The following is a 6,474-nucleotide window of genomic DNA, read 5'->3' on the forward strand; positions in this document are numbered from 1 at the left end:
GTGCGGCGGTTGGCTCTTGGCCACCGGCTTAGACGAGACCCATCCCCTGGGCCAGCTGAGAAACCCCAACCACTGTGAAGATAGCTATCAGGACCTGTCGACGGTGAGCGCGCGCCCAGTCATGCAGCAGTTGCAGCACTGCTCGGGTTTTCTCTGGCCATGCCAAGTATGTGACGAAGATGATCTCGACGACGGCATACGTCACAACGAGGAACGCGATGGCGGCGCTGATCTGCGTGCCGATCGCGGCTCCCGACGCCACAATGATTGCGGCTACGAATAGAACCCCGTCGGCTGACACCGATCCGAGGCCGATTACCCACGCGACCCACAAGGATCCGTTTTCCCACGCGTTTTGGGCGCGGCCGAGCAGCCGCCGGATTGTGGATCCGCCGTCCGTTGCCGCATCCTGCGTCCGATTCAGCAGCCGCCCGATTGCGATCGGTGTATTCGAATCCAGCACTAGGGTCGACGTGTTGCTTTCCGGTACCGCCAGGCGTGCTCGCCGACGCGCCAAGAAGCGCACTGTCATCAGCGCAGCAATCGATAGCGCCACCACACCTATGCCAATCTGAATGTGCCGGACGGTGGAACTCGCGGCCGGGGTGGCCGAACCTTGCGCAAGAGATCTAAACATCCGTGTGGAGCGCACCACCATCAGCGGAACCAGCAGGGCGGGGACACACGATGTCAGGCTGCCTACCCAGTAGGCGACTAGGTTTTGCACGGGCCGTGGCCGGGAGATCATGAGGAGGGTGAGGCCGAGAGGCACCGGATGGAGGGCCGCCAGGAGCGCCAACCCCAGCACTGAGCTCCACATGGCCGGAACCCTACCCGTCCCAGCCGACCCTAAAACTGGCCTTTCCGCCGACCCCGCACTGGTGGCTGATGTTGCGGGCTGTATCGGACCGTCCGACAACGCCGTAGTGCAGTGCGTACGCTCCAGCCGCTTAAGCAGATCGGCGCGATTGGGACTGGTTTGCGTCGACCACGGCAGGGGTACTGCTGGAGCACGCGTACGTTTCGGCCGCAAGGTTGAACTGAAGTTAGTACCCGGTCGTGGCACCGACATCGGCACAGCTTCGCGGGGGACACGCGGGCCGCGCAGCGGCAAGGGGATCAGATGGTTCGGAGATTGCTCGGCAAATGTTGAATTAGCGGACCCAGTGTTCGCTAATTATGTTCGACATGCGACAAATTAGGGGAGGGCTCTGTGATGGACCTGCTTATAGAGGCGGTTCGACTTTCTCTTGTCCGACGCGCGACAAATTAACCAGGGTAAGTTATGTTGCGGTTCCGCGCTTTCCCAGCGAAATGTTTGTTTTACCTCGCATCCCGATGTTGTGCGAGTAATCTGCCCGACATGCCGCTAAGCAGCGTCGCGGTTAGATCGTCGACGCCTAGTTCGCCGTGCCGACGTCGAGGACCGCCACCAGCACGCCCACGATCACGTGGCGCCAGCTTGCCCGCCGGGGTTGGGGGTGTACTGCCCATCAGAAGCTCAGCGCCGCAACCACTTTCGAGTCAGGCTTTTGCGGTCGCAAGGTCCGGACTGGCCATCTTCATTGGGCTCACGCGGGACCTTGCGGAATTTTCTACTGGTGATTCTCTACTCGGTGATTAGGTAATCCGATGCAGGTCAATACATTCGATGATAATGGCAACTTTGTCGTTTTGGTTATAACGGAGGACAGCACAGCTTGTGGCCGGCATTCGATGATGTTCCGACGGGTGGTTTACGGGGCCGACCGTGCGGAGAATTGAACTATGGGTGAACGGAATCGGTCCAATATATGGCCGGAGAGTTTGCGGCGGGGGTTTGCGCAAGCCACGTAGGGCTGACGCGAGGGCCCGAATGACATTGGGGGACAGCGAATGACATCTATGAACGCCGGCAGGCAGCGCGATCCCGAATTCGACTTCATCGGAATCGGTTTGGGGCCATCGAATCTCGCTCTAGCTGTGGCGGCCGACGAAATCATTCCAAATCACCGCGGCCTATTTCTCGAACGGAGCCGACGCTTCCAGTGGCATCCAGGAATGATGCTTGACGGCGCACGAATGCAGATATCTTTCCTGAAAGACCTTGCGACACTTCGGAATCCAGCAAGCCAATACACGTTTCTTCAATACCTTAAAGCCAGAGGACGCCTGGAGCGGTTCGTCAACATCAACGAATTCCGCCCCGCCCGGCTTGAGTATCAGGACTATCTTCAGTGGGTCGCCGAGTCCTTCGCCGACAGCGTCCGCTACGGCACAGTCGTCACCGCAGTGGTACCGGAAACAGAACCGCCATCCACAACCGGGCGGCTTACGCGGTTCAGAGTCCATACACGTGACGTAAGCACCGGTGCCGAATCCTGCTTTCTTGCGACCAACGTCGTTTATGGCGGTGGTGGTGTTCCTCGACTTCTCGGCGCTAGAACGGATACAGCGGCAGTGCTGCACTCCAGCGCATTCTTGCCGAACTTTACGAACCGTTTCAACGATCCACAAAAGGCCTACCGCTTCGCGGTGGTTGGAAACGGTCAAAGTGCGGCAGAAATTGTCGAGTACCTCTTAAAACATTATCCGAGAGCAACCATCGAGTTGTTCATATCTGACCATACCCTACGGTCGACCGATCATTCTCCATTCATTAATGAACATTTCTTCTCGACAAACGCGGCGGAATTCTACGATTATCCGCCGGCTAAGAGGGCCGCGCTGCGCAACGAACTACGTTTGACCAATTACGGTGTCGTCGACGCAGATCTGTTGGACAAGCTATACCAAACCGCTTACCTCGACGAGGTGAGGGGACATCGTCGGTTACTACTGCATTGTGAGTCGCGAGTATCGCGAGTCGAGGAAGTCGACGGCCGAGTTATCGCCACCTTCGAGGACCGTTTTAGCGGTGAGGTTACAGAGTTCCATTTCGACGGCGCCGTTCTGGCCACCGGTTACGAGCGTGTGCTGGACTCCGAGATCTTCCGGAAAGTATTGCCGCACGTATTACGCGATGAGTCCGGCGCGATCTCGTTGTCTCGCAGTTGCCGAGTCAATACCACAAATGCTTTGACGGCTAGATTGTTCTTACAAGGGTTCGGCGAAGCGTCGTTCGGGATCGGCGACACCTTGCTGTCGCTGCTGCCGTTCCGAGCCCAAGCGATCGCACAAGATATCGCGACCAGTCCTCGCAGCGCTTCGACCAACGGCCACCGACCCATAAGGAGCGACTATCCGCCTAAGCGATATCTGGAGACCGATCCCGATCGTTTGCGCGCTGTCATCGAGCGCTACCGATTCGCCACACTCGTCTCCGCTCAAGGAGTGGATGAGCCGATGGTTACACAACTTCCCTTGACGCTCGATACATCGCGCGGATCGTTGGGGGTTCTCTTCGGACATATGGACGCGGCTAACCCGCACACTGAGCTTCTCGACGGGCGCCGAGTCTTCGTCTTGTTCCACGGGCCCAACGGATATATCTCCCCGCACGTATACGAGTCGACCCAACTGCCCACCTGGAACTCCATCTCCGTGGAGGTGCGGGGGCGTGCAAGGATCTTGCGGGACAAGGACGCTGTCGTCAACGGTCTGCGCGGCATCGCCGCGGCAGCGGACCCATCGCCAGGTGGCTTTCGGCTGAGTAGGGAAGCGGCGGGCGATGAGGAGCTCTTCCCATTCCTGGTTGGTTTCGAGATCGAGATCGACGAGATGAGAGGGCGTTTCAAGCTTTCTCAGGAACGCGACGATAGGGATCGTTGGCACGCTGCTCGTGCTCTTGCGAATGGCATGGAGTGCGAGGACCGAGACCTCATTTCCTCGGTTGTCGGACTTCCCCTCGGCCTCGACACCGATCCGATTCCAGTGCCGCGAACTTCGCGAGCGCAGGGTCCGGACGGCTCCGGTACAACGTGCCAGAGGGCGTAATGAACCACAATCTGCTGGGGCGGCTTAAGACCGTGAAGGTCTGCTCGCACATCTATGCGGCGGTCGAGGTGAGCGGACGCGGCACGTGAGAAGTTGGCACAGGGTCAGGCGTGCGACACATGCTTTTGCTTGGTAGGGGGACACTTCGATGGGGCTTGCTGATCCAGTCTTTCCGCTGACGCGGGGACAGCTCGACATTTGGCTGGCGCAGGAAACGGGTCGCTTCGATGCCGAGTGGCACATCGTCGCATTCATTGTAATCGAGGGCGCGGTACGGCCTGACGTGCTTGAACAAGCGGTCCGGCACGTGGTTTCAGAGGCCGAGCCGGTCAGGGTCACGTTTTTCGAGGTGGATGGGCAGGTTTTCCAACGGGCGATTGACGACCCGGACGTCGACCTTCCTTTCTATGATCTCACGCATTTACCGGATTCCGTCCAGGAGGCCCACCGGCTAGCGGAATTGATCCGGCGCACGCCCATGCCGCCACGTAGCCCACTGTTCAAATTTGCCCTATTTCAGACCAGGCCGGACGAATTCTACTGGTTAATGTGCTTTCATCATCTAGTCACCGACGGATTCGGCACGGTGCTTTTTGCCAATCGGGTCGCCGCGGTCTATTCAGCGCTGGTTTCTGGGGCGCCCGCGCTGCCTGCTTTTTTTAGCTCGCTGAAGGATCTGGTTGACTGGGAGGAGGAATATCAGGCGTCTGAGGCGTACTCCGAGGATTCAGCGTATTGGAGTGGGAATCTTCCACCTGAAAGTGCGCCATATTCTGACCAGTCGCAATCTGCGGACGGGTGCGATTCGTTCTCGGTTTCGGAGGCTATCCAATTGGACCCTTTGGTCGTTGGCCGGGTCCACGAGTTGTCTGATGTGTTGAAGATGCGCCGGTCATCGGTGATCACCGCGGCGTGCGCACTGCTGGTGCATGGGTGGCGTCCTGAGGGCTCACAGGTAGTGCTCGATTTCCCGGTCAGTAGGCGAACAAGTGCGGAGTTGGCGACGTCTCCCGGGCTGGTTTCCGGGGTTGTTCCGTTGGCGTTGACGGTTTCTCCGGGATCTACGGTCGCGGGTTTTTGTGAGCACGTTGACACGCGGATACGAGAGGCGGTGCAGCATCAGAGGTTTCCGGTGCAAGCCCTTGAGCGCAAAGCTCACCTCCGCGGCCCAGGGCAGCCAGCCGAGAGGGTGGGCGTTAATTTCGTCCCGTCGATAACTATTCTGCCTTTTGCTAATGCCGCGGCGTCGGCGGTGGTTACTAGTTTTGGCCGCGTGGACCACTTTGGATTGTTTTTCTTAAGCGCTGATGGCCAGCTCTCTTTGAGCACGGCCGGTGCTGGGCAGCCGTTTTCGAATTTTGACGTCTCCGATATAGCCCGACGGTTGGAGCGGGTGTTGGCAGCGATGACGGGCGATCCGGGGAGGTCGTTGTCGTCGGTGGAGCTGCTTGATGAGGGTGAGCATGCCCGCCTGGAGGGGTGGGGTAATCGGGCGGTGTTGACCACGGCTTCGGTTGCGCCGGTGTCGGTTCCGGTGGTGTTCGCCGCGCAGGTGGAGCGCACGCCGGAGGCGGTGGCGCTGACGTGCGGTGAGCTCTCGTGGACCTATCGGGAGCTGGATGAGGCGGCGAACCGGTTGGCGCATCTGTTGGTCGGTCGGGGTGTGGGCCCGGGACAGTGTGTGGCGCTGTTGTTTTCCCGTTCGGCTGAGGCGGTCGTCGCGATGTTGGCGGTGCTCAAGACCGGGGCGGCCTATCTGCCGATCGACCCGGCGCTGCCGGCGGCGCGGATCGGGTTCATGCTCGCCGACGCCACGCCGGTCGCGGTGGTCACCACCGCCGAGTTGACTGGGCGGCTGGCAGGGTGTGACGTGCCGGTGATCGATGTTAACGATCCCGCTGTAAACAGCCAGCCCGATACGGCACCACCGCCGCCGGGTCCGGATGATCTGGCCTACCTGATTTACACCTCGGGCACCACCGGGATCCCGAAAGGGGTGGCGGTCACTCACCGCAATATGACCCACTTGGTGGAGTCACTGCCGACACAGCTGTCGGCGGCACATGTGTGGTCGCAGTGTCATTCGTATGCTTTCGACTTCTCGGTGTGGGAGATCTGGGCTGCGCTGCTCGGTGGTGGGCGGTTGGTGGTGGTGCCCGAGGAGGTGGCCCGCTCCCCGGAGGACTTTCACGACGTGCTGGTTGCCGAACGGGTCAGTGTGTTGACCCAGACCCCGTCGGCGGTGGGCGTGCTATCACCGGAGGGGTTGGAGTCAGCGGCGTTGCTGCTCGGCGGTGAGGCCTGCCCGCCTGAGGTGGTGGATCGGTGGGCGCCGGGGCGGGTGGTGCTCAATGCCTATGGTCCGACCGAGGCCACGGTGTATGCGGCGATGACTGCGCCGTTGGCGGCGGGGTCGGGGCCGCCGCCGATCGGGTCGCCGGTGTCGGGGGCGGCGTTGTTTGTGCTGGATGGCTGGTTGCGGCCGGTGCCGGCGGGTGTGGTCGGGGAGTTGTATGTGGCCGGTCGCGGGGTGGCGTGTGGATATGTGCGCCGGGGTCG

Annotated in this window: 3 protein-coding genes; 2 read left to right on the forward strand and 1 reads right to left on the reverse strand. The window is 60.4% G+C overall.

What is annotated here, in order from left to right:
* Nucleotides 1–28 precede the first annotated feature (28 nt).
* On the reverse strand, nt 29–820 hold the full coding sequence (locus tag AWC06_RS06135) for a GAP family protein (RefSeq protein ID WP_085195417.1): 792 nt from the start codon (nt 818–820) through the stop codon (nt 29–31).
* Nucleotides 821–1,884: 1,064 nt separating this feature from the next.
* Here AWC06_RS06135 and AWC06_RS06140 point away from each other — a divergent pair.
* Both AWC06_RS06140 and AWC06_RS06145 read left to right on the forward strand, forming a co-directional pair.
* A complete protein-coding gene (locus tag AWC06_RS06140) occupies nt 1,885–3,915 on the forward strand; it encodes a SidA/IucD/PvdA family monooxygenase (protein ID WP_169715302.1) in 2,031 nt (676 codons plus the stop codon).
* A 148-nt stretch (nt 3,916–4,063) separates the two neighbouring features.
* On the forward strand, nt 4,064–6,474 hold a 2,411-nt coding region (locus AWC06_RS06145), incomplete at its 3' end, for a non-ribosomal peptide synthetase (protein WP_139819930.1).

It is taken from the genome of Mycobacterium fragae (assembly GCF_002102185.1).
In the GTDB taxonomy this organism is placed as follows: domain Bacteria; phylum Actinomycetota; class Actinomycetes; order Mycobacteriales; family Mycobacteriaceae; genus Mycobacterium; species Mycobacterium fragae.